At 71.4% G+C, this 21,168-nt stretch carries 19 protein-coding genes; 11 read left to right on the top strand and 8 right to left on the bottom strand.

Annotated elements, in window-relative coordinates:
• Window positions 1-239: 239 nt before the first annotated feature.
• Window positions 240-1,505 (bottom strand): phosphoserine phosphatase SerB, encoded by a 1,266-nt coding sequence (gene serB, locus ACFWTE_RS26050; RefSeq protein ID WP_378782547.1) that lies wholly within the window; start codon window positions 1,503-1,505, stop codon window positions 240-242.
• A 101-nt stretch (window positions 1,506-1,606) separates the two neighbouring features.
• A complete protein-coding gene (locus tag ACFWTE_RS26045) occupies window positions 1,607-2,275 on the bottom strand; it encodes a DUF1707 domain-containing protein (protein WP_378782546.1) in 669 nt (222 codons plus the stop codon).
• Between the two features lie 389 nt (window positions 2,276-2,664).
• Here ACFWTE_RS26045 and ACFWTE_RS26040 point away from each other — a divergent pair, with 389 nt between their 5' ends.
• The gene (locus tag ACFWTE_RS26040; RefSeq protein WP_378782545.1) at window positions 2,665-4,230 is read left to right on the top strand and encodes a serine hydrolase domain-containing protein; all 1,566 of its coding nucleotides are present in this window, start codon (window positions 2,665-2,667) and stop codon (window positions 4,228-4,230) included.
• Between the two features lie 87 nt (window positions 4,231-4,317).
• On the opposite strand, the gene ACFWTE_RS26035 is transcribed toward ACFWTE_RS26040, so the two are convergent.
• Window positions 4,318-5,082 (bottom strand): hypothetical protein, encoded by a 765-nt coding sequence (locus ACFWTE_RS26035; protein ID WP_378782544.1) that lies wholly within the window; start codon window positions 5,080-5,082, stop codon window positions 4,318-4,320.
• A 56-nt stretch (window positions 5,083-5,138) separates the two neighbouring features.
• Here ACFWTE_RS26035 and ACFWTE_RS26030 point away from each other — a divergent pair, with 56 nt between their 5' ends.
• From ACFWTE_RS26030 to ACFWTE_RS26020, 3 genes are all read left to right on the top strand, one after another.
• Window positions 5,139-5,924, top strand: coding sequence for an ABC transporter ATP-binding protein (locus ACFWTE_RS26030; protein ID WP_378782543.1), 786 nt, complete (start codon window positions 5,139-5,141; stop codon window positions 5,922-5,924).
• 287 nt (window positions 5,925-6,211) lie between these two features.
• The gene (locus ACFWTE_RS26025; protein WP_378782542.1) at window positions 6,212-7,135 is read left to right on the top strand and encodes an SPFH domain-containing protein; all 924 of its coding nucleotides are present in this window, start codon (window positions 6,212-6,214) and stop codon (window positions 7,133-7,135) included.
• A 225-nt stretch (window positions 7,136-7,360) separates the two neighbouring features.
• Window positions 7,361-8,119, top strand: a complete 759-nt coding sequence (locus tag ACFWTE_RS26020) for a sulfite exporter TauE/SafE family protein (protein ID WP_378782541.1) — start codon at window positions 7,361-7,363, stop codon at window positions 8,117-8,119.
• Between the two features lie 120 nt (window positions 8,120-8,239).
• Here the strand turns inward: ACFWTE_RS26020 and ACFWTE_RS26015 are convergent, their stop codons facing one another.
• From ACFWTE_RS26015 to ACFWTE_RS26005, 3 genes are all read right to left on the bottom strand, one after another.
• On the bottom strand, window positions 8,240-8,863 hold the full coding sequence (locus tag ACFWTE_RS26015) for an HD domain-containing protein (protein ID WP_378782540.1): 624 nt from the start codon (window positions 8,861-8,863) through the stop codon (window positions 8,240-8,242).
• A gap of 204 nt (window positions 8,864-9,067) precedes the next feature.
• On the bottom strand, window positions 9,068-9,943 hold the full coding sequence (locus tag ACFWTE_RS26010; RefSeq protein ID WP_378782539.1) for an alpha/beta hydrolase family protein: 876 nt from the start codon (window positions 9,941-9,943) through the stop codon (window positions 9,068-9,070).
• The gene (locus ACFWTE_RS26005) at window positions 9,937-10,527 is read right to left on the bottom strand and encodes a TetR/AcrR family transcriptional regulator (RefSeq protein ID WP_378782538.1); all 591 of its coding nucleotides are present in this window, start codon (window positions 10,525-10,527) and stop codon (window positions 9,937-9,939) included. Before ACFWTE_RS26005 ends, ACFWTE_RS26010 begins: the two co-directional genes overlap by 7 nt.
• Window positions 10,528-11,000: 473 nt before the next feature.
• Here ACFWTE_RS26005 and ACFWTE_RS26000 point away from each other — a divergent pair, with 473 nt between their 5' ends.
• On the top strand, window positions 11,001-12,458 hold the full coding sequence (locus ACFWTE_RS26000) for an aldehyde dehydrogenase (NADP(+)) (protein WP_378782537.1): 1,458 nt from the start codon (window positions 11,001-11,003) through the stop codon (window positions 12,456-12,458).
• A gap of 89 nt (window positions 12,459-12,547) precedes the next feature.
• Here ACFWTE_RS26000 and ACFWTE_RS25995 read toward each other — a convergent pair whose 3' ends face one another.
• Entirely contained in the window at window positions 12,548-13,300 is a 753-nt protein-coding gene (locus ACFWTE_RS25995) for a hypothetical protein (protein ID WP_378782535.1), read from the bottom strand.
• A gap of 62 nt (window positions 13,301-13,362) precedes the next feature.
• Between ACFWTE_RS25995 and add the strand changes: the two genes are divergently transcribed.
• Window positions 13,363-14,415: an adenosine deaminase gene (gene add / locus ACFWTE_RS25990; protein WP_378782534.1), complete on the top strand. Its 1,053-nt coding sequence runs from the start codon at window positions 13,363-13,365 to the stop codon at window positions 14,413-14,415.
• A 308-nt stretch (window positions 14,416-14,723) separates the two neighbouring features.
• On the opposite strand, the gene ACFWTE_RS25985 is transcribed toward add, so the two are convergent.
• Window positions 14,724-15,857 carry a CapA family protein gene (locus ACFWTE_RS25985; protein WP_378782533.1) on the bottom strand — a complete coding sequence of 378 codons (1,134 nt, stop codon included), beginning with the start codon at window positions 15,855-15,857 and terminating at the stop codon, window positions 14,724-14,726.
• Window positions 15,858-16,843: 986 nt separating this feature from the next.
• Between ACFWTE_RS25985 and ACFWTE_RS25980 the strand changes: the two genes are divergently transcribed.
• From ACFWTE_RS25980 to ACFWTE_RS25960, 5 genes are all read left to right on the top strand, one after another.
• Window positions 16,844-17,857 carry a chaplin family protein gene (locus ACFWTE_RS25980; RefSeq protein WP_378782532.1) on the top strand — a complete coding sequence of 338 codons (1,014 nt, stop codon included), beginning with the start codon at window positions 16,844-16,846 and terminating at the stop codon, window positions 17,855-17,857.
• A 171-nt stretch (window positions 17,858-18,028) separates the two neighbouring features.
• Window positions 18,029-18,844, top strand: coding sequence for an SURF1 family protein (locus tag ACFWTE_RS25975; RefSeq protein ID WP_378782531.1), 816 nt, complete (start codon window positions 18,029-18,031; stop codon window positions 18,842-18,844).
• Between the two features lie 29 nt (window positions 18,845-18,873).
• Window positions 18,874-19,710, top strand: a complete 837-nt coding sequence (locus ACFWTE_RS25970; protein ID WP_378782530.1) for a class I SAM-dependent methyltransferase — start codon at window positions 18,874-18,876, stop codon at window positions 19,708-19,710.
• Window positions 19,711-19,886: 176 nt separating this feature from the next.
• Entirely contained in the window at window positions 19,887-20,702 is an 816-nt protein-coding gene (locus ACFWTE_RS25965) for a TIGR02452 family protein (RefSeq protein WP_378782529.1), read from the top strand.
• Window positions 20,703-20,825: 123 nt separating this feature from the next.
• Window positions 20,826-21,077 carry a Smr/MutS family protein gene (locus ACFWTE_RS25960; RefSeq protein WP_378782528.1) on the top strand — a complete coding sequence of 84 codons (252 nt, stop codon included), beginning with the start codon at window positions 20,826-20,828 and terminating at the stop codon, window positions 21,075-21,077.
• The last annotated feature ends 91 nt before the right edge of the window (window positions 21,078-21,168 follow it).

Raw genomic sequence — 21,168 nt, 5'->3', positions numbered from 1 at the left:
AAGTCTCCTTGCGCTGATGGTACTGCCCTGTGGTGGGGTGGGAGAGTAGGTCGCTGCCACGGTTTTTTGTTGGGGAGGGGGTTGCCTGTGATGGGTGGCTCCCTCCCTTTTTTGTCGCCCGAGCTTGTGCGTTTGTGAAAATGCGTTGGTGAAAAATGGCGCCAGGGGGGTTGTCCACCACCCCTGGCGCCACGGGATGTCACGGAACTCCGCCGACGGACCGGGCCCGCCGACGGGCGTCAGTGTCGTGCTGTGGCGGTCATCGCGAGAGAGGTCGGTTCGGTGGCCAGACCGTGCAGGTCGGCGGCCTCGATCTCCTCGCGGGTGATACCCAGGATGAACGCGATCGTGTCCAGGTAGGGAACGTTCACGGAGGTGTCGGCCTGCTGGCGGACGACCGGCTTCGCGTTGAACGCGACACCCAGCCCCGCGACCTGGAGCATGTCCAGGTCGTTCGCTCCGTCGCCCACCGCCACCGTCTGCTCCAAAGGCACGCCAGCCTCCGCGGCGAACCGCATGAGCGTGGTGGCCTTGCCCTTCCGGTCGATGATCGGGCCGACCAGCTCTCCGGTCAGTGTCCCCTCCACGACCTCCAGGGTGTTCGCCGCCGAGTAGTCCAACCCCAGGCGCTCCACCAGTACGTCCGTGATCTGGGTGAATCCACCGCTCACGATCCCGCACTCGTAGCCCAGGCGTTTCAGGGTGCGGATGAGGGTCCGTGCGCCGGGGGTCAGCTGGATCTCCTCGCGCACCGCGTCGATGGCGGAGGCGTCCAGGCCCTTCAGTAGCGCCACCCGGCGCCGCAGGGACTCCTCGAAGTCCAGTTCGCCGCGCATGGCCTCCTCGGTGACCCGGGCGACCTCCTTCTCGCAGCCGGCGTGCGCAGCCAGGAGTTCGATCACCTCGCCCTGGATCAGGGTGGAGTCCACGTCCATGACGATGAGGTGCTTGGCCCGGCGGTGGAGACCGCTGGGCTGGACGGCGACGTCGACCCCCTGGGTGGACGCCTCCATGGCGAGCTCGGCACGCAGCTGTGCCGCGTTGCCCCCGGAGATCTCCATCTCCACGGAGGTCACCGGGTAGCTCGACAGCCGCTCGATCCGGTCGATGTTGGCGCCTGCTCTGGCCACGCACGACGTGATCGCCCCGAGGGCGCCGGGGCGCAGAGGGTCTGCCAGAACGGTCACGTGCAGACGGCCGGCGGCGAAGTCGTTCACACGGCCGGTGCCGTCCCCGTTCTCGTACTCGACCTCCATGTCGAGGTCGATCGAGGTCTTGTCGAGGGCGCTGCGCACTTCCTCGAAGACCCGCCGGCGGCTCACCCCGGGGGCTACGCGCTCGTCGACCCCGAGAACCGTCCCCAGCACCAGGCGACCCGCCAGAACGACCTGTTCGAGGTCGACGATGGTCACCGGGAAGACGGAGAGGGTGCTCAGGAGACGTGCGCTGATGCCCGGCCGGTCGCGCCCGGTCACTGTCACCAACAACGTGGAATCATCATTCATGGCGCCACCCACGGTACTCGGCCATAGGGAGGTCCGGACGGGCAGGGCAGGTCCTTTTCCCAGCTAGTTCACTATGTGGACAGCTGGAGGAGCGGTACAGGTCACTCTCCGGCCCGCCGGCTGCCCCTGTTCTTCTTCTTGCGGCGCGGACCCTTGGCCTTGATGTCGACTCCGCCCAGCATGCAGGTGCCCGTCAGCCGGATGACCGGCGCGTTCGGGTCGGTGACCTGGTCCGTGCCGTGCATGTCGGCGCCGCCCAGAATCGCCGAGGTGTTGTTGATCACCCTCACCCCATGCGGCACAGTGATGTCCACGCCCCCCATGATGACGGCGATCTGGATGGTCACCTCGTGCTGGCTGAGGACCGCCTCGCGAAGGTCGAGCTCGACACCGCCGCAGAGCACCGACACGTTGGTCCGAGGCTCGACCAGCCAGCGGCCCTTGCGCTCGCAGCCGCCGAACACCGCGACCAGGTTCTCCGAGCCCTTGCTCTGCCCGGCCAGGTCGCGGGCCTCGCTGCCCAGGATCTCCATCCCGCTCGGGGACTCGGACGACTGGCGCTCCATGGCCGCGTAGTCGAAGCCCTGTCCGAAGACGGGCAGGTCCGAGACGATCGGTGCGAGCTCACCGATGGTCTTGGCCCTGTACAGGGTGTCGAGGCGCTCCTCGTGCTCCACGGGGGTGAGGCGACCCTCAGCCACGGCCTCCCGGAGCCGCTCGGCAACCTTGTCCCGGTCCGCGTCGGAGGCTCGGATGTGCTCGGGCTGCATGATGACTGATCTCCTCGTTCACTCCGCGGGGCCGGGGCCCGGCTACCCACATACCCAGTATCGGCATTCTCGCGTCCTGGTGGATCAGGTATATCCCCTGGGCCTACCCCGAGACTTCCCGTCTTCCGTCCCAGGGTGCGCAGGGACACCGCGGGTCTTCACCCCCGGAAACCTCCCGTCCGGGGAGCGTCCGCAACGCCCTCCACCCGTACCACGGGCCCGGGAGGGGCCCTTCACGGTCTTCGGGGAGGGATACCCGCTGTGGTCCCGGAGATCGACCGGCTCCGGGGCGTGGTGGCGGCAGCAGGGGGCACCCTGCGGGAAACCCCCGGACGGAGGGGAGGCGCACACGATGTCCCTCTCGGGCCCCGCTTTCCTAGCGTTGTCCCATGATCTCCTCCCCGTCCGGCAGCGACCCCGTCCGCCTCCCGCGCGGGCGCTTCGCCCACCCCGCCCTGTCCGTGCTCGGCGCCGCCGTGCTCCTGCTCCTGTCCGCGGCCCCCGCCTCCGGCTCCACCCCGCACGCCCCGGCGCCCGGGGCCGTGGACGCCGTCGTGGAGGAGTACCGCCGTGCGACCGGCCTGCCCGGCGCCGCGGTGGTCCTGACCCGCGGCGCGGAGGTCGTGCACGCCCGGGGGTACGGAACGACGCCCGGCGGCGAACCCGTCACCGAGCACACGCCCATGGCGGTGGCCTCGCTCAGCAAGTCGGTCACCGCGCTGGCGGTCCTCCAACTGGTCGAGGAGGGCCGACTCGGCCTGGACGACCCCGTGCGGGAGCACCTGCCCGAGTTCACGATGGCCGATCCCCGCGCGGACAGGATCACCGTGCGCCAGCTCCTCGACCAGACCTCCGGGATGTCGGACACGGAGTTCGCCTCCTACAGCCGGGGCCGGAGCACCCTCACCCTGCGCGAGGCCGTGGAGGACCTGCGCGGCGCGCGCCTGACCGCCGAGCCCGGCACGCACTGGGAGTACCACAACCCGAACGCCCAGGTCGCCGCACGTCTGGTCGAGGTGGTCAGCGGACGGTCCTTCGCCGACCACCTGGAGGCGGAGGTCTTCTCCCCGCTGGGGATGGACGACAGCACCACCATCGACACGGACCTGGACCTGCCGGCCGGCGGCCGCGGCCACGTCTTCGTACTCGGCCGCTCGTTCCCGGCCGATGAGCCCCCCGGATTCGGGAACGGCTCCGGCGGGGTCGTCAGCACCGCCGCCGACATGGGCGCGTGGCTCGTCGCCCACAACAACGGCGGTCTGGGGCCGGACGGTGTCCGTGTGCTGTCCGAGGACGGCGTCCGCGCCCTGCACACACCCTCCGCGATCTCCGGTTCCTACGCCCTGGGCTGGTCACTGGGGGAGACCGCCTCGGGGGCCCCGCTCGTCGAGCACGGGGGAGACCTGCTCACCGCGACGGCACACCAGGCCCTGCTGCCCGACAGCGGGTACGGCGTGGCCGTCATGGCCAACACCGGCTCGTGGGGCGGCGCCCACGCACTGGCCGCCGCGCTCGTCGAGCTGGTCGACACGGGCAGCGCCCCCGCGCCGCCGACGGGCACGGCCGCGCTGGCCGTGGACGCGCTCCTGCTCTCCGCGGGCGCCGCCGCCGTGCCGCTCGCCTGGCGCGGTGCGCGCAGGGCGCGCGGCTGGGCCCTGGCCAGGGAGGGCCGGTGGGCGGTGGCGGTGCGCATGCTGCCCTACGCCGGGCCTCCGCTGCTCCTGGCGGTCCTGCACGAGGTGGTCGGGTGGCTGTACCGGGGGCGGGACGTCGCGTGGTTCCAGGTGCCCTACCTCTTCACCTCGTTCTGGGTGGCGCTCGCCGTCGTTGCTCTGGCCTGCGTGGTCGTCACCTCGGCCCGTTGCGCCCACCTCGTGGCGGTACGCCGGGGTGCGTGGAGCGGGCGCACCGCGCCCCCCGGTTCCGATCCCGGGGCGGGGGCGCCCGCGCGGTGAGGCCGCTCGGGGCGGCCCGGAGCCAGGAGCCGGGGCTCGCCGCATCACCCTCCCCGCTTCCCGGGCGGCTCAGCGGTCGTCCCGCGCCTACCCCGGCAGGGCGATGGCCGCGTGGGCGGCGACCAGGGCCCGCCGCACCGCGGCGTCCAGCCTCCGCAGCGCCTCCGACCGCGCCGCCGCCTGGTGGGCGCTCATCCCCCGGCCCGACGCTGGTTCGGCCAGTCTGACCACCTTCGCCAGCCGGCCCGCCTGCGCCGCCACCCGGTGGGCGCGGGGCGGGTACCCGTGCGCCAGCGAAGGCGCCTCGCGTCCGCCCAGGTCGCCCAGTTCCCGGTGCACCCCCGGGGCGAACGCCGCGATGTCGTCCACGCCCTCCAGGAGCCTGGCGACCTCGATGACGGTGAGTTTCAGGGCCTGCTCCGCCTCGGCCAGGTCGGGCACCTGGGGGAGCGCGGCGTCGGCCCGATACGGCGCCCACGAAACACCCACATAGGATGAACCACGCCGGTCGGCGGAGGGCACCAGGCCCATCTGCTGGTCGGTGAGCTGCACCAGCACCCCCTCCTGTGCCTCGATGGCGGCTTGGTTGAGTTCCTTCGGACCGACGAGTCCGAGCGGGTCTCCCCAGGTCGGCAGGGACAGCCGGAACGCGGACAGCCCCAGGCCGCGAAGTCGTACCAGTGCTGACCGCAGCGGTACGCCGCTGTCGAAGGGCAGGTCCGCGGCAGGTACTGTCCCGATCAGGTTGGGGCCGCCGCGCCGTTCGACCGCGTCGACGGCGTCGTCGAGCCCGACGTGGCCCGACAGCCAGGCGTTGCCCCAGGCGACGAGTGGTGCGGACGTGAGTTGCATTGCTTCAGGGTAGGTCGGCCCGTGCACCGGCGTGGGGCGTGATGTGAGGGAGGACGATGGACGGGCGGGTTCTGGGCCTGAGCGGGGTCACGGTTCGACGGGGTGGTACCACCCTGGTCAACGGCGTGGACTGGTCAGTGCTGGAGGGTGAGCGGTGGGCGGTCCTCGGGCCGAACGGCGCGGGCAAGACCACCCTCCTCAATGTGGCGTTCAGCCAGCTGTACCCGACCGCGGGCGACGTGGAGATCCTCGGTGAGCGGCTGGGCCGGGTGGACGTGTTCGAGCTGCGGCCCCTCATCGGCTACGCGGGGGCGTCGGTGGCGTCGCGGATCGAGCCGGGGACCCCCGTCCTCGACATCGTGCTGAGCGCCGCCTACGGCTACGTGGGCCGGTTCCGCGAGGAGTACGGCAGTCCGGACTACGGCCGCGCCCGCGCGCTGCTCGGCCACTGGGGGGTCGCGGACCTGGCCGACCGCGACTTCCACACCCTGTCCGAGGGTGAGCGCAAGCGGGTCCTGATCGCCCGCGCGCTGATGGCGGACCCGGAGCTGCTGCTCCTGGACGAGCCCGCAGCAGGCCTGGACCTGGGCGGTCGTGAGGACCTGGTGCGCCGTATGGGCGGGCTGGCCCGCAACGAGGCCGCCCCCGCCCTGGTCGTGGTGTCGCACCACGTGGAGGAGATCCCGGCGGGGTTCACGCACGTGCTGCTGCTCAGGGACGGCGGCGTCGTGAAGGCGGGGCCGATCGACGAGGTCCTGACCGCCGAACACCTGTCGGAGACCTTCGGTCTTGCGCTCAAGGTGGAGCGGGACGGCGACCGCTGGAACGCGCGCGCGGTGTGACCAGGGGCGTTTGCGTGGGCTGACACCTATAGGGATTGCGGTAATAACAGAAATCTATTGTCCCTAAACAGTATTCCTGTCCAGATGTGGTCGCCCCGGCGTATATGGGGTAGCGTCAGCGTTCGGTGAGCGGATCGCTCCATTTCGGCGTGCTTCGAGATCTTCGGGTGGGCGGGCCGCCGGTGGATGTGTTCCGCCACACCGCCTGCCACCCCCGTCAGGAGATCCGGAGCTGCCCAGATGTCGATGCTGAACGTCGCCCCTCGTTCGGAGACCGGGGTGCGTCAATGACCATGATCATCATCGTGGCGCTTTTCGTCGCGGTTCTGTTGATCATCTTCTGGCGGAGCGTGCGTATCGTTCCCCACTCGATGGAGGATGTCGTCGAGCGGTTCGGTAAGTTCCACCGAACACTGAGCTCGGGATTCAATGTCGTCATCCCCGGAGTCGACCAGGTACGGGAACGGATCGACCGCCGTGTGCAGGTCGTGAGTTTCCCCCCGCAGTCCGCCATCACCGAGGACAACCTCGCGGTGGAGGTCGACTCGGCGGTCTACATACGCGTGCGGGACGCCTACAAGGCCACCTACGAGGTCGCGAACTTCATCCAGGCCGTCGAGCAGCTCACCCTCGCCACCCTCCGCAACGTCATCGGCGGCATGAACCTGGAGGGCACGCTCACCTCGCGCGACGAGATCAACCGCGAGCTCAAGACGGTGCTGGACGAGGCCACCCGTGACTGGGGCATCGAGATCAGCCGCATCGAGCTCAAGGGCATCGAGCCGCCGTCCTCCGTGCAGGAGGCGATGGAGATGCAGATGCGCGCCGACCGCGAGAAGCGCGCGCAGCTGCTCAGCGCCGAGGGTGAGAAGCAGTCCTCGGTGCTGCGCGCCGAGGGTGAGCGCACGGCGGCGGTGCTGCGGGCCCAGGGTTCCGCCGAGGCGCAGATGCTCACCGCCAAGGCGGACGCCGACGCCCAGACGCTCCGGGCGCGCGGTGAGGCCGACGCCATCCACATGGTGTTCAAGGCGCTGCACACCAGCCGCGTGGACCCGGACGTGCTGGCCTACCAGTACCTCCAGAAGCTGCCCGAGATCGCCAAGGGCGACGCCAACAAGGTCTGGATCGTCCCGTCCGAGATGGGCAGGGCCCTCCAGGGGGTCGGCACCGCCTTCGACCGGCTGCGCGACGAGGTCGTGCGGGTGCCCTGACCCGGTCGCCGCGACCACGGTTCCGTTCCTCCCGCCCCGCACGGCGGCGCGCACAGCGCCCGCACTGCGGGGCGGAGTGCTTTCCGGGCCCCGCCGGGACGTTCCCGGCGGGGCCCGTCACCATGGCCTGGATCACGTATCCCCGGCGTCGGGCACCCGTGATCCGCTCTCGTAGTCTGTTGACGCCCTCGACGGTCGGGGAGCGGGAGCCCGAAAGCTGGTCGAATGGAACTCTGGGAGGCGGCGGTCGTCCTTCTGGCTGGTGTGGCAGCCGGCGGGGTCAACGCGATCGCGGGGTCGGGAACCCTGTTCACGTTCCCCGTCCTCCTCGCCCTCGGCTTCCCGCCGGTCACCGCGACCGTGTCGAACAGCATCGGGCTGGCCCCCGGCACGCTCAGCGGGACCATCGCCTACCGGCGCGAGCTGGCCGGACAGCGCGGCCGGATCCTCCGGCTCGGCGGCATGTCCTTCCTCGGCGCGATGACCGGCGCGCTCCTGCTCATCTATCTGCCCGCGGGCGTGTTCGAGTTCGTCGTGCCGTTCATGATCGGCGGCGCGTGCGTGCTGATCCTCTTCCAGCCGCGGATCACCAGGTGGGCGCGCGCCCGCAGGCCCGCCTCCGAGAACGGGGGACCCCTGCTGCCGCTGGGCGCCTACGTGACCGGGACCTACGGCGGCTACTTCGCCGCCGCGCAGGGGATCATCCTGGTCAGCATCCTCGGCGCGTCCCTGGACGACGACCTCCAGCGGCTCAACGCGTTGAAGAACGCGCTGACCACGATCGCCAACAGCACCGCGGCCGTGTTCTACATCGTGCTGGCCTCGCCGTCGTGGCCGGTGGTCGGCCTCATCGCGGCCGGAACCATCATCGGCGGCTACCTGGGGGCCAACTTCGGCCGCAGGCTCAGTCCGGCGGCCCTGCGCGTGTGCCTGGTCGTGGTGGGGCTGAGCGCGGCGGTCCAGCTGGTCATGGGCCGGGTCTGACACCTCCGGCCGCACCCGCCCCGCCCGGCACCCGCGTGGCCGTCGCGTCCGCATCGGGCGCGACATCGTGACGCACGGAGTGCCGACGGGCCCGCACGGGCGGTGCGGGACGGCGGGTGCTCAGGCGCGGAAGTAGCCGCGCCGGTCGGCGTCGTCGATCAGGGCGGTCGCGTACGCGCCCAGGGCCTCGGAGCCCTCCTGGATCAGCTTGACCTTCTCCGTGACCTGCGCGCGGGTGATGCCGAAGCGGACCCAGGAACCGCCCTCGTTGTGCCAGTTGGCGAGCATCGGGGACAGCCGGTCCACGGCACGGGCGAAGCGGGCCTCGGGGGAGACGCGGTCCTCGAACTCCTCCCAGAGCTCGCGGGCGCGCTCGGCCTGGTCCTCGGGCAGGAGGGGGAAGATGCGGGCCGCCGCGGCGCGCTCGCGTTCCTCCTGCGTCTCGGAGTCCACCTGGTCGAAGACGAAGGTGTCCCCGGCGTCGATCTCGACGATGTCGTGGAGCACCAGCATCTCGACCACCCGGTCGATGTCGGTGCCCTGGGGGGCGTACTCGGCGAAGATGCGGGCGGACAGGGCCAGGTGCCAGGAGTGCTCGGCCGAGTTCTCCCGCCGGGATCCGTCCACCAGCAGGTTCTGCCGCAGAATGCGCTTGAGCTTGTCGACTTCCAGAAGGAAACGGAGCTGTGCGTTCAACCGCTCGTTGTCGACCCGGCTGGCAAAGACCGGTGCCGGTTCCGTCACGTGGTTCGCCCTCCTGAAGGATGAGTCGAAACGGTCAGGTGGACCGCTCTGTGCGGTCGCCACTGGATGATCCCATGGAACGCGTACCAACTGTCGCGGCGGCGTCCGTGAAGGGGACGCGGGGGGAGGCAGCGGGGTGTACGCGGTGAACGGGTCGGGGCGGCCGCCGCCCGGACGGCGGGAGCGGCGCACCGGGGCCGGACGCTAGGCCTCCGTGCCCGCCCGGACCTGCGTGGAAGACGTGAGGTGCCGGTGGAACCACTCGGTGAGCGCCCGGTCGGTGAGTACTCCGGCCGGGGTGAGCGGGCCGGGTTCGAGGCCGGGCTCCGGTCCGATGGCATGTGCCAGATCGGGCACCACGATGTGACGGAGCGCATGCCCGGGGGTGCGCGCGGCCAGCGCGGTGAGCAGCGCACCGCCGCGCTCGGGGTCCACGACCTCGTCGAGCCCGCCGTTGACGACGAGGAGGGGGACGTGCCCCCGGGCGATCTCGTCCGCACGGTCGTCGAAGTCCAGTCGTGCGCGGGCCAGCTGGGCCCGGTCGGTCCACTGGTAGGGGGTTCCGGTGCGGCGCTCGCGGGCCGTGACCACCAGGGCCGGGTCCACGACCGGGTTGACGACGGCGGCGGCACCGACGGGTGTACGCCTCTCGGCCAGGGCGAGCAGGACGGCGGAGGCGCCGGCCCCCACCCCGACCAGGCCGACGGGGGTGTCGGTGACGGGGAAGGCCGCGCGCAGCTCGGAGACGACGGAGTGGAGTTCGGCGGCGGCCTCCTCCACCACCGGGCCGAACAGTTCGACGAGGTAGTCGCGTTCGCCGCGGTGGTTGATCTCGTGGACGCCGCCCTCGGGCAGGCGGGCGCCGAACAGCGGCAGCCCGAGGTAGACCCGCCAGGCCGGGAGCGACGCCATGGGAACGGCTCCGGCGAGGGCGGCCTCGGCGCGGGGGGGTTCGAAGGCGTGCAGGCCGAGGACGAGTGGAGCCCGTGCGTCGCCCGTGGCGGGCGGCAGTGCGAGGAAGGGCACCCCGGCCGCCGTCCCGGAGACGGGTTTGGTGGTGATGCCGGTGTCGGCTACCACGGGTGGTCGCCTCCGTTGCGTTCGGAGAAGTTGGACAGGTAGCTGCTGACCAGGCGCTTGGTCTCGTCGATCAACCGGGCGTCGCCCTCGGCGTTGTCACGGAAGGCGAGCTTGAGGACGGCGTCGGCGGCTTCGACGGCCACGTGGACGGCACGGTCGAGTTCGTCGTCGTCGGGGATACCGGTGACGGAGACGATGATCCGGCGGAGGCGGATGGAGATGACGCGGTTGTTGTCGGCCCCGCCGTTGAGGAGCCGGGGGTCGACGATGTCGCCGAAGTGCAGGCTGCGGAAGCCGGGCACGTGGCGGTGCATGTCGATGTACTCGTCGACGACGGTGTCGACGGCGATGGTCCAGTGGCTGAACGACGCGTCCGCGAGGCGCTCGGTCACCCGCGCGCCGAACTGGTCGAGGAAGCGCAGCCCGAGCGCCTGGGTGATGGCTTTCTTGTCCGGGAAGAACTGGTACACGGAGCCGATGGCGACTCCTGCGCGTTCGGCGATCCGTGTGGTGGAGAGGTTGTCGTAGCCGACCTCGTCGAGGAGTTCGGCGCAGCAGTCGAGCATGCGTTGGACTCTGAGCATGCTGCGTTGTTGGGCGGGCAGCCTCCGGAGGGGAGCCTGCGCGAACGCGAGTTCGTCGTGGGCGACGCCGGCTGGTCCACGGCTCTCGCGTGGCGCGTGGGTGCTCCCGGTGGTGCCGGGGGAACGTCGCGGCCGCGGGGGCGTTGAGCTTCGGGAGTTTGTCGTCACGGATCCTATGATGCCTTTCCGGAATCACCTGGTTCCGGGGAAATTCCAGTTTCGTTCCCGGGCTTCTCCAGGAGACGTCCGTCCCGCCTGTACCAGGGGCGTCGCCGAGGGTCGCGGCCGAGGGCGCGGAGCGCGGACGCGTCGGTGCCGTTCGTCGTTTTCGTCGGATCGTGTCTGTTTCACGGTCCGTGGTCACGCGGGCACCGGATGTGCGAGCCGCTCAGGATAGCGCTTTCCAACAGGGGGCGTGGCATGGTTGGATCAGTGCCCGACGCAGTGCACGCACCCCTCCTGGAGGCTGAGCCATGACCACCGCCCCGGACACCACACCGGAGGAACTCGACGCCGTCCTCGAACGGGCCGCCGCCGCGGCTCCGCTCCTGGCCGCCCTCACGCCGGGCGAACGCGCCGACCTGCTGCGCGCCGTCGCCGACGCCCTCGACGGCGCCGCCGACCAGCTCGTGCCCCTCGCCGTGGAGGAGGCCCACTACCCCGAGGCCCGTTGCAAGGGCGAACTGGGCCGCACCACCTTCCAGCTCAGGCTGTTCGCGCAGACCCTGGAGGACGGCTCCTACCTGGAGGTCGCCGTCGACCCCGCCGACCCGGAGTGGGGGACGCCGCGCCCGGACGTGCGGCGCCTCCTCGTCCCGCTCGGCCCCGTGGTCGTGTTCGGGGCCAGCAACTTCCCCTTCGCCTTCGCCACGGCGGGCGGGGACAGCGCCTCCGCGCTGGCCGCCGGATGCCCCGTGGTCGTCAAGGCGCACCCCGGCCACCCCCGGCTGGCCCGCGCCACCACCGAGGTCGTCGTCGCCGCGCTTGCCGGGGCCGGTGCGCCCGAGGGCTCCTTCGCCCTGGTGGAGGGCATGGAGGCGGGCAAGCTGGCGGTCACCCACCCGCTCACCCGCGCCGTCGGGTTCACCGGTTCCATCCCGGGCGGGCGGGCCCTGTTCGACCTCGCCGCCGCCCGGTCCGAACCGATCCCCTTCTACGGCGAACTCGGCAGCGTGAACCCGGTGTTCGTCACCCGGGCGGCCATGGCGGCCAGGGGAAACCAGATCCTCGGCGGCTACGCCGACTCGGCGTCCATGGGGGCGGGGCAGTTCTGCACCAAGCCCGGGGTCGTGTTCGTGCCGGAGGACGCAGACCTCGGCGCCCTGGTCGCCGACTTCGCCGAACGGGCCGCCGGACCGCTCCTCAACGAGCGCGTCGCGGAGGGGTTCGCGCGGGGCCTGGACGCCCTCAGCGGCCACCCCGCCACCGAGGTGCTGGTCCAGGGCAGGCACACCGGGCAGGACTGGTCCCCGAGCCTGCTGCGCACCGACCTGGACTCCCTGCTGGAGAACTCCGACGAGCTCCTGGAGGAGTGCTTCGGACCGGCGACCCTCGTGGTCGCCTACGCCGACGAGCGCCGCCTCCTGGAGGCCGCGGGAGTGCTGCGGGGCCAGCTCACCGTCACCGTGCACGGCGAGGAGGACGACGCGATGGCGCCCGCCCTGCTGGCGCTGGGCGCGTCCGTGGCCGGCAGGGTGGTCTGGAACGGGTGGCCGACGGGGGTGGCGGTCACGTACGCCATGACCCACGGGGGCCCCTACCCGGCGACCACCGCGCCGCTGCACACGTCGGTGGGCACCACGGCGATCCGGCGCTTCCTGCGCCCGGTCTCCTTCCAGTCGGTGCCGCAGTCGCTGCTGCCCCGTGAGCTGCGCGACGACAACCCGCTGGGGGTGCCCCGCAGCGTCAACGGGGCCGCGCCCACCATCTGACCACGACCGGGTCCGAGGGGCCGGGCACGCCGACCGCGGTGTGCCCGGCCCTGTTGGTGGGCCCCTGCGCCCGGTGTCGGGCCCCGTACCTACGCCGCGGTGTCGGGTGCCTCTTTGACCTGGGTGTCGTAGGCGTCGCGGAACGCCTCCGCGCGGCGTCGCCGCTGCCTTAACGAGAAAGGCATCACGCAGACGAGCACCAGCATGAGGGCCGTCAGTGCCAGAAGCAGGAGGACGAGGCCGGAGATCCCGTCCTCCCGGATGCGAATGCCGAGGTGGAGGGCGTTGAGAAGGGCAAGTGGCACGAACACGGTGACGGAGGTGGCCGCCGCCCCGTCGACCAGCTCTCCCTCGACGACGATCCGGCCCAGCCGGTTGGCCTCCGGGTCCGGGCCGAGCCTGCCCTCACGGACGAGCCGCCATGCCTCCGCGAGCTTGGCGGGGTCGGTGCCCGGGGGGAGGTTCTTCAGTTTGGCGGCCTCGCGTGCGCGGGCGGCCCGCCTCGTCGAGGGGGATGCCGCCGCCACGACCGCCGCCACGATGCCGGTCACTGCCAGCAGGGCAGCCACGAGGAAGGTGCCCATCCGCACGTCGCCGCTCGCCGCGGTGAAGCCCAGGATGCCGGACGCCGCCATCACGAACAGGAGCACGCCCGAGGCCCGGGCGGCGAACGCACGGGGATGGCTGCCCCGGTAGATCCGGAGCCGGGCGCCCCAGAGGAGGCGCTGCGGACGGGGTTTCGAGGGGTGGGGGTCGCCCTGGGGGATCATGTCCGCAATGTAGCCGTAGGCGGCTCCGTCGGCGCTCGCGGCCGGGACGGGCCCGTCCGGGGAGGCTGACACGTCCTCGTCAGGTTCACCCGGAACGGGTTGGGCGGGCGCGCGCCCGCGCGTAGCCTCGCGCCATGGAGAACCACACCGCCCCCGCCGAGACCGGCGTCGACGCGCTCGTCCGGGACCTGCCCAAGGTCGAGCTGCACGTCCACCTTGAGGGCTCGATGCCGGCCGAGACCCTGTTCGACCTGGCCCGCAGGCACGGTACCGAGGACATTCCGGACACCCTGGAGAAGCTCCGGGACTGGTACGCCTTCACCGACTTTCCCCACTTCGTCGAGGTCTACCTGGCGTCGGTGACGACCCTCAGGGAGGAGGAGGACTTCGCCCTCCTCACCTCGGCGGTCGCCCGGCGGCTGGCCGAGCAGAACGTGCGCTACGCGGAGGTGCACGTCAGCCTCTACACGCACCTGATGCGGGGGGTGCCCGCCCGGGTGGTGTTCGACGGGATCGAGCGGGCACGCCGCGAGGCCGAACGCGACCACGGCCTCCAGCTCCGGTGGATCCCCGACTTCCCCGCCGACTTCGGCCTGGAGAGCGCCGAGGCGACCCTGGAGGCGGTTCTGCGCGACGCGCCGCCCAGTGTGGTGGGCTTCGGTGTGGGCGGCGTGGAGACGCCGCTGGGGCAGTACGCGGGGGTGTTCGGCAGGGCGCGCGCCGCCGGGCTCGCGAGTCTCCCGCACGCCGGTGAGCACGGTGGACCCGAGCGTGTGCGCGAGGCCCTGGACGTGCTCGGCGCCGAGCGCATCGGACACGGCATCGACTCCATGCGCGACGCGGAGCTGGTGGCCCGCCTGGCGGAGGAGCAGATCCCGGTGGACGTCAGCCCCACCTCCAACGTGTGCACCCGCGCGGTGGAGAGGATCGAGGACCACCCCCTGCGCAGCATGCTCGACGCCGGGATCCTGGTCACCCTCAACACCGACGATCCGACCATGTTCGGTACCGACCTGAACCGCGAGTACCGCACCGCCCACCGGCTGGGTCTGGGCGCCGACGGCCTGGTGCGCCTCGCCGCGAACGGTGTCCACGCCTCCTACCTGGGCGCTGCGCGCCGCCGCGCCCTGCTGACCGAGATCGCCGCGGTGGCCGCACGCCACGGGGTCGGGGCCGGGGCCCTCTAGGGCGTGTTCCGTGGATGCTTTCGGTTGATTCGGCGCTTGCGCCGATCGCCGCGAGCGGCCTCCAGGCAATCTCTCGCAAGACGAGTAGCGCAGGTCAGCCCGGGTCTGGATGTCCAAGCGTGGTCGGCGCAGCGAGAGGCAGCCTGGCGGTTGCGAGCCCGGAATGATCCGCGGAACACGGCCTAGCGCGGTGACCGGAGGGGGTCGCGGCCCCGCCCCTCCGCCGGGCTCTTGTGCTTGTAGCGGGTCTGGGCGCCCGAACTCGCTACAAGTACGAGAGCATCGAGGCCAGGGGCCGTGTCCGGCTCCTAGGCGGGGGAGTCGGTCAGCGGGACCCCGCACTCCGTGCGCATGTCGAGCCAGGTCCGGGCGGCCTGCTCGGCGGCCTCGCCCTCGTAGGGGACGGGTACGCCGCCCTGGATCTGCGCGGGGGCCCAGTCGGCCCCGGTCACGCTGCCCTGGTCGAAGGTGAGGGTCAGCACCCCGGTCTCGGCGGTGGGGCCCTCGAAGTTGTAGAACACGAAGTTGCTCAACCCGTAGTGCACGTAGGAGTCGCCCGTGAACCCTCCCGGGGACAGCACGTGCGCGTGGCCGCCGACCACGGCGGAGGCCCCGGCACTGACCAGTTCCTCGGCGAGGGCGGGTGCGTGCGGGAGCGGGCAGTGCGACCCCTCCAGGCCCCAGTGGAGGAAGACCACGACGTTGTCGTGCTCGGCGGCGGCCTCGGAGACGGCGGTGACCATCCGCTCCCTCATCTCGTTCTTGGTGGAGGCCATGCCGGGCTTGTCCTCGCCCGCCGTCCACTCCGCCATGAGGTGGTCGTCCATGACGTCGGTGGCACCGAACAGGGCGACGCTCTGGCCGTTGACCTCGGCCACGTGGGGGGTGTACGCCTCGGCGGCGTCGCGGCCCGCGCCGACCAGCGCGACCTCGGAGGCCTCGCCGTTCTCCAGCGTGTCGATCAGCCCGTCCGTGCCGTAGTCCATGCCGTGGTTGTTGGCGACGGTGGCCACGTCCACGCCTCCGGCGGCCAGGGCGTCCAGGGCGCTGGTGGGCGCCCGGAACAGGTACTCCTTGCCGGGAGCGGGGGTGCCGCCCTCGGTGATGGCGGTCTCCAGGTTGACCATGGCCAGGTCGGCGGCGGAGAGCTGTTCGGAGATCGGGCCGAGCGCGGTGGCGGGGTCGGCCAGGCGGGGTTCGAGCATCCCCTCGAACATGACGTCGCCGCCGAAGGCGACGGTGAACGGCTCCGCGGAGGGTTCGGGCTCCGTGCTGGGGGACGGGGAGGCGGAGGCGTCCCCGCTGGGGGACCCCGCCCCCGCGAGCTCCTCCGGTGCGTCGCCGGCCGAGGAACAGGCGGCGGCGACCAGGAGGAGGACGATCGTCGCGGTGCTGACCGAGAGCGTCGTGCGCGTGCGGGGACGCGGGGGTACGGGCTGCATTGCATGCTCCAGTGGGGCGGGGGAAACGGAGGGCATGTCCTGGGCTAGGACGCACGTCGCGCGCTTCCAGTTGGCCTTCGTGATCGGATTGGATGCCGAAGGCGTACCGACCCGTCACCAGTGGTCACTATTCGTGCTCAGGGTATGGCCGACAGTCCCTGGTTCGTGGGTTTTGGCATTGGTGGACGCCGGCCGGGAGGAGACCCTTCGGACCCAGGGTACGCGGGGTTGACCAGCACTTTTGTTCAATCCTGAGACGGATGGTGTCTGTGTTGTCTGAGTTGCGAGAGAGGTCTGAGTGAGGTTATGAGGCCATTGATTCGGCTGTTTTCCGCATCCTTTTCGCTTTTCCGATCGGGCGCGGACAGGGGCGAATCGGGCCGCGCGGGGCCCGTGTCCGGGTTCGGGTGGTGCGGATTCTCGCCGTCCTGGTTTCTACTGTTCAGTCTTCCGTTGCGAAATGCGCATTGATCGCATAGCGCATAAACGTGGGCGTCAGGTATAAGGCACTCATGAAGGCCGATGAAACGAATATACTAAGGTGCTTAGTGGGTTATGAGTCGGGGTTTACCCGAAAAAAATTCATCATCCACCGTGTCTTTGTGTTGTCAATCATGTACTCTGCGTGGTTGACATGAAGCCTGTGAGCAGTAATGATATCCTAGGGTAGCAAAATGTAAGCAGAGAGTAATTGCTTCAGCGACGGACATTCTCCGAAAACGCCTACGAGTCGCCGACGGCTTGCTAACGTTTCGGTCCGTCGGCGGTTCGTCCCCGGAACTCCACTTCGGATGATGCCGGACCACGACTCCCACGTGCACGCGGGTCACCCCGCCGTTCCACCGTGCGCCGGTGACGGACCCGCGGTCGTGCCGGCGGGACCGACGAGTGCTCCGCCACGTCGCGGACACCCGGTCCGCCCACGACGCACAGCGCCACGACCGGCGCGAACCCAAGGCTGTCTCCGTGAAAGGTCCTAGCCGCACATGCGCAACACACTCCGTTACTCCTTCGCCACCGTGATGACTGCGGGGCTGGTCATCGCCCCCGTCACGGCGGCGTTCGCCGACACCACCACCGACGGTTCCGGCGGCATCGGCAGCGGCAACCAGATCGTCGTCCCCGTGGACATCGAGGCCGACCTGTGCGGAAACTCGCTCGCGGTGCTCGGCATCTCCCAGGCCAAGTGCACGCAGGTCTCGGAGGTCCTCTACGAGGCCAGCGGTAACGGGGGAGCCTCCACCGACGGTTCCGGCGGCATCGGCAGCGGCAACCAGATCGTCGTCCCGGTCGACGCGGCCCTCGACGCGTGCGGGAACTCCGTGGCCGTGGGCGGCATCTCCCAGGCCGAGTGCATCGAGGTGGTCGAGGTCCTGGAGGAGGAGAGCGCCGACGCGCCCAGCACCCTCACGGACGGCTCCGGCGGTATCGCCAGCGGCAACCAGATCGTCGTCCCGGTCGACGCGGCCCTCAACATCTGCGGCAACTCGGTCGCGATCCTCGGCGGCTCCAGCTCCAAGTGCACCACCATCATCAACATCATCCAGGCCTCCCCCGAGAACGAGGGCGGGCCCTCCACCGACGGTTCCGGTGGTGTGGCCAGCGGCAACCAGGTCTTCGTCCCGGTCGACGCCGCCGTCGACATCTGCGGCAACGCGGTCTCCGTGCTCGGCCTCGCCCAGGCCGCCTGCATGGAGACCATCTCCGACGGGGAGGAGCCCGAGCCCGAGAACCCCGAGGAGCCCGAGGAGCCGGGCGGCGAGACCCCCGAGGAGCCCACCGAGCCCGAGGCGCCCCGCGAGGAGGACAAGGGCGAGGACGACTCCAGCACCAGCGATGACAGCCCGTCCCCCCAGCCGCAGGCCGACGAGCAGCTCGCCGTGACCGGAACCGCGCTGGGCGGCCTCATCGCCGCCGCGGTCGCCGCGATCGGCGCGGGCGGCGCCGGCCTGTACTTCGCCCGCAAGCGCAAGGCCGCCGCCGTCGTCGACGAGGAGTAGCCCCGGACCGGGGACCGGAGCGATCCGGGCCCCGGCACGGGCGCGGGACGCGGGGAGGGGAGGCTCCCCACGGCCCGGCGCCCACGCGGGGCCGTCGCTTGTCCGGCGGCCCCGCGGCCGTTCGCGAGGGTCGGTGCGACGTGGCCCGGAGCGTCTCATAACCTCGAAGACGTGCTCAGAGTCCTGTTGTCGCAACGCATGCTGGCGTTCCACGCGCTGGTCCTGGTGATCGTGCCCAGCTTCGTCTGGCTGGGCTTTTGGCAGTTGGACCGCTGGGAGCTGCGCAGCGCCTCCGTGAACCTCCAGCAGGACAACCTCGCCGCCGACCCCGTGCCGGTCTCCGAACTGGCCGCCGTCGGTGGGGACGTCGCCCCCGACGACCGCTGGCGCATGGTCGAGGCCTCCGGCACCTGGGACACCGAGCACGAGATCCTCCTGCGCAACCGGGACGGCTCCGGCGGAGTGGGCTTCCACGTCCTCACGCCCCTGGTCGGTGAGGACGGTACGGCCGTCCTGGTCAACCGCGGGTGGATCGAGCGCGGTGAGACCGCGCTGGACGCCCCCGACCCCCCGCCCGCGCCCACGGACACCGTGGACGTGTCCGGCAGGCTGCACTTCTCCGAGACGGAGGAGAACAGCGGCTTGCGCAACCGCGAGGACCTGCCCGAGGGGCAGCTCATGATGGTCGACGTCGGCATGATCGCGGAGGAACTGCCCTACCCGGTCCACGGCGGGTACGTGGAGCTCACCCGGCAGGACCCGGCGCTCGATCCCGCACCCGAGCCGGTCGAGCTGCGCGAGGTGGACTCCGGTATGAGCGCGTCCTACGCCGTGCAGTGGTGGGTGTTCGCCGTGGTGGCCGTCGCCGGATGGGTCTTCCTCGTCCGCCGCGAGCTGCGCGATGCCCGTGAGGCCGAGCAGGCCCCGGAGCAGGAGCGGCAACCCTCAAAGACCGCGAGCGCCGCGGGCGACGGCACCGATGGTTGAACCCTCCCGGCCGCAGCACGAGGAGCCCCATGCACGACGAGAGTGACTACCCGGCCCCCGGAAACGTGGAGCGCCGCACCGTGGACGCCGGGGAGAGCTCGCGCGCCGGGCGCCTGTGGTGGGACGGCGCCGCCGACGCCTACCAGGCCGAACACGGCGGTTTCCTGGGGGACGCCGATTTCGTGTGGTGCCCGGAAGGGCTGACCGAGGACCGGGCGGGCCTGCTCGGCGACCCCGCGGAGCTGCGCGGGTCCCGGGTCCTGGAGGTCGGCTGCGGCGCGGGCCAGTGCGGCCGGTGGCTGCGTGCGCGGGGCGTGCGCGAGGTGGTCGCGTTCGACCTGTCGCTTCGCCAGCTGCAGCACTCGCGGAGGATCGACGGCGAGACGGGGCACACGCTGCCGACCGTGCAGGCCGACGCGCAGCGGCTGCCGTTCGCGGACGCCTCCTTCGACGCCGTGTTCTCGTCGTTCGGCGCGTTCCCTTTCGTGCCGTCGGCGGACGACGCCCTCGGGGAGGCGGGTCGGGTCCTGCGGCCGGGTGGCCGGCTGGTCTTCTCGGTGACGCACCCGGTCCGGTGGGGCTTCCCGGACGACCCGGGCGAGGAGGGGTTCACCGTCCACCAGTCCTACTTCGACCGCCGCGCCTATGTGGAGGAGGACGACCACGGCCACGCGATCTACGTCGAGCACCACCACACGGTGGGCGACTGGGTGCGCGCAATCGCCCGCGCGGGGCTGACGCTGCTGGACCTGGTCGAACCGGAGTGGCCCGAAGGACTCGACCGGGTGTGGGGAGGCTGGGGGCCGGTGCGCGGCCGGATGATCCCCGGCACCGCGATCTTCTGCGCGGTCAAGCCCCTCGGCTGACCGGGGCCGGGAACGTGCCCGGACGCGGAAACCCGCTTGGCGCGCAGGGCCCCGGGGGGTAGTTTGCGTGGTCGGACCGGGTCCGGCGCAGGCGCCCTGTCCCGGTGCCCCGAGGCGGGGCCGGACCCCTGGCGCGGGGCGGGCTGCGGCGCCGTGGACCAGACGAGGAGGGGACCGTGTCCCAGAGGTTGCGTGCCGTGTGGCAGGAGACCCGTGCCGCCTTCGAGGAGGGGCACTACCGGGTCGGAGACCGGCTGGTGGACCTGTCGGGGGCGCTGGCGGCGATGAGGGAGGGCACGCGCCTCTACCTCCCGGGGGAGCCGGCGGCACCCTCCGCGCCGGGACCCCGGCGCGCGACCCGGTTCGAGGTGACCCGCGAGAGCACGCTCGCGGCCGCGGGTCGCCTGGTGGCGGGGCCCGGGCCGTCCCACGTGGCGGCGCTGAACTTCGCCTCCGCCCGCAAGCCCGGCGGCGGCGTCGCCAACGGTGCGCGGGCGCAGGAGGAGAGCCTGGCCAGGTCGAGCGCACTGTACGCCTCCCTGGTGCTGTGCCCGGAGTACTACGACCACCACCGGCACCACGAGAGCCTGCTCTACACGGACCGGGTGATCTGGTCACCCGGGGTGCCGGTGTACCGCGACGACCGGGGAGGGTGGCTGCCGGAGCCCCTTCCGGTCTCCTTCCTCACCTGCGCGGCCCCCAACCGGCGGATGATCGAGCGCAACCGTGTCGAACCGGCCGACCCCATCCCCCGTGTCCTGGCCGCGCGGGCGCGCGGCGTGCTCGCGGTCGCGGCAGAGCGGGGGGTGACCCGGCTGGTGCTCGGCGCGTGGGGGTGCGGCGTGTTCGGCAACCACCCGGCGGAGGTGGCGTCGGCCTTCACGGGGCACCTGCGGTGGGGCGGTGAGTTCGCGGGGGTGTTCGAGCACGTGGTGTTCGCGGTCCTGGACCGCGACGACACGGTACGCGAGGCCTTCGCCTCGGCCCTGTGACCGGGGTCCGCGGCGGATGGGCGGTCGGCATTTCCGCGGTGCCGCGCCGGACCGGTGGGCCTGAGCGGCCTCGGTGTCCGACCGGCCCGTATCATCCGGGTGACCGGACGCGGAGGAGGCACGGTGCGGCTCAAACTCGACCTGCACGACATCTTCAACAAGGGCCGTGACATCGACAGGGCCCTCAGCGACATCATGGACGAGGCCGAGCGCACCGGGGCCAAAACCGTGGAGATCATCCCCGGCAAGGGGTCGGGCCAGCTGAAGAAGCGGGTCCTGCGCTACCTCGACCGCAAGGACGTCAAGGCCCGCTACCACCGGCTGGAGAAGGACTCCAAGAACTTCGGCCGCCTGTGGATCCATTTTCGTCACTAGTGTCCTGAGTCTCAAATATCCATATAGTTGTGTGATGGTACGACCAGGACCCAAACTCGCGCCGCTGGACCTGACCGCTGACGACAAAGCA

It is taken from the genome of Nocardiopsis sp. NPDC058631 (assembly GCF_042716955.1).
Taxonomy (GTDB): domain Bacteria; phylum Actinomycetota; class Actinomycetes; order Streptosporangiales; family Streptosporangiaceae; genus Nocardiopsis.
This window is presented reverse-complemented; position numbering and strand designations above follow the sequence as displayed.